The organism is Streptomyces phytophilus (assembly GCF_013870535.1).
Classification (GTDB): domain Bacteria; phylum Actinomycetota; class Actinomycetes; order Streptomycetales; family Streptomycetaceae; genus Streptomyces; species Streptomyces phytophilus.
Genome location: NZ_JACBXC010000910.1, coordinates 1 through 2,488 on the forward strand (window position 1 = coordinate 1; position 2,488 = coordinate 2,488).

Annotated in this window: 2 protein-coding genes; one reads left to right on the top strand and one right to left on the bottom strand. The window is 72.9% G+C overall.

Going from position 1 to position 2,488, the window contains the following annotated elements:
- The coding region (locus H5J30_RS36990) for a thiolase family protein (RefSeq protein ID WP_508470795.1) at positions 1-612 on the bottom strand (612 nt) is incomplete at its 3' end.
- 168 nt (positions 613-780) lie between these two features.
- Between H5J30_RS36990 and H5J30_RS27045 the strand changes: the two genes are divergently transcribed.
- Positions 781-2,488, top strand: a 1,708-nt coding sequence (locus H5J30_RS27045; RefSeq protein WP_181789942.1) for a pyruvate dehydrogenase, incomplete at its 3' end; no start/stop codon positions are given.

Genomic DNA, 2,488 nt, shown 5'->3' on the forward strand with positions numbered 1-2,488 from the left:
CCGCGTCCGCTCGCCCGGCGCCCGCGGCCGGGGCGGGGGCTCGGTGGCGCGCTGGGCGGCGAAGAGGAGGATGCCGGTGATCAGGAGCACGGCGCCGGCGACCGTGCCCGCCTCGGGGAGGACGGCGGTGCAGAGCAGGGCGGCGAGGACGGGGCCGGTCATGAAGCACAGCTCGTCGGCGGCCTGTTCGAAGGAGTTGGCGGTGTGCAGGGCGGCCGTGTCGCCGGGGGTGCCGGCGTCCGCACCGCGGAAGGCGTGGGCCCAGCGGGCGCGGGACATGCCGCCGGTGTTGGGGGTGGTGGCGGTGAGGACGTAGGCGGCGAAGAGCGTCCACGCCGGGGCGCAGAGGCGGTTGAGGGTGGCGCCGGGTACGGACTCGGGCAGGCCGGCGAGGAGGGCGGCCATGCGGGCGACGTTGCGGTTGTCCTCGCCGGCCTGGTTGGCGGCGCCCCAGTAGACGTCGTCGATACGGGCCGGATCGAGCGCGGGGACGCCGTCGAGCAGGCCGCGGACCACCCCCGCGGCGAGGTCGTCGGGGCGTACGGCGGACAGCGAGCCGCGCAGCTTCCCGATCGGCGTGCGGCGGGCGGCGGCGAAGTGAACGGTGCGCACGGCGGGCCTCCCCATCGAAACTAGCGGCGCTAGTTTCGGACTATAGCCCGCCCGCCGAGCCCGCGGCCAGGACGCCCGGCGAAGCACCATCCGTCCTCTTCGCCCGTGATCGCTTACGATCGAACACGTTGTCCCGGACGCCCGCGACGCCGATGCGAGGAGAGCACGATGAGCAGTGCCAAGGTTGCCGACCAGCTCGTGGAGGTCCTCCTCCAGTACGGGGTCAAGCGCATCTACGGCGTCGTCGGCGACAGCCTCAACCCCCTCGTCGACGCCATCCGCCGCGGCGACGGCGCCATCGAGTGGGTGCACGTGCAGAACGAGGAGGCCGGCGCCTTCGCCGCCGCCGCCGAGGCGCAGGTCACCGGGCAGCTCGCCGCCTGCGCCGGCTCCTGCGGGCCGGGCAACACCCACCTCATCCAGGGCTTGTTCGACGCGCAGCGCAGCGGCGCCCCCGTCCTCGCCATCGCCTCGCACATCCCGTCCACCCAGATCGGCAGCGGCTACTTCCAGGAGACCCACCCGGAGAAGCTGTTCGACCAGGCGTCCGGCTACTGCCAGCTGATCTCCCAGCCCGAGCAGATGCCCCGCATCGCAAGGATCGCCGCCCAGCACGCCGTCGGCGCCAACGAGGTCGCGGTGCTCGTCCTGCCCGGCGACATCGCCGACAAGCCGGCCGCCAACCCCACCGGGCGCACCGTCCCCTGCGCCCGCCCCGCCTCGATCGTCCCCGACCCGCAGACCGTGCGCGAACTGGCAGACGCCGTCAACGCGGCCGACCGCGTCGCGCTGTTCGCCGGCGCGGGCGTACGCGGCGCGCACTCCCAGGTGATGCGGCTCGCCGAGACCGTCAAGGCGCCCGTCGGGCACACGCTGCGCGGCAAGGAGTGGATCCAGTACGACAACCCGTACGACGTCGGCATGATCGGCCTCCTCGGCTACGGCGCCTGCTACGACGCGCTCCAGGAGGCCGACCTCGTCGTCATGCTGGGCACCGACTTCCCGTACGACGCCTTCCTGCCGCAGGCCAAAACCATCCAGATCGACATCGACGCCACCCGCCTCGGCCGCCGTACGCCCCTGGAGGTCGCCGTGCACGGCGACGTCGCCTCCACCCTGGACGCGCTCCAGCCTCTGCTGCGCGAGAAGCACGAGCGGCGCTTCCTCGACGCCACGCTGCGCAAGCACGAGCGGTCGCTGACCAAGGTCGTCGAGGCGTACACCTCGAACGTCGACAAGCACGTGCCGATCCACCCCGAGTACGCCGCCCGGCTGCTCGACCAACTCGCCGCCGACGACGCCGTGTTCACCGTCGACACCGGCATGAACAACGTCTGGGCCGCCCGCTACCTCACGCCCAACGGCCGCCGCCGCGTCATCGGCTCGTTCACCCACGGCTCCATGGCCAACGCCCTCCCGCACGCCATCGGCGCCGCCTGCGCCGACCGCGACCGCCAGGTCATCTCGCTCTCCGGCGACGGCGGCCTCGGCATGCTGCTCGGCGAGCTGATCACCGTCAAGCAGCACGACCTGCCGGTCAAGACCGTCGTGTTCAACAACTCCTCGCTCGGCATGGTCAAGCTGGAGATGCTGGTCGACGGCCTGCCCGCGTACGGCACCGACCACAGCCGGGTCGACTTCTCCGCCATCGCCCGCGGCGTCGGCATCCCCGCCTGGCGGGTGGAGAAGCCCGGCGAGATCGAGGGCGCGCTGCGCGAGGCGCTCACCGCGAAGGGCCCCGCGCTGGTCGAGCTGATCACCGACTCCAACGCGCTGTCGATCCCGTCGCGGATCACGCTGGAGCAGGTCCGCGGCTTCGCGCTGGCCGCCGGGCGCACGGTGCTGGAGGGCGGCGTCGGCACGATGCTCGACCTCG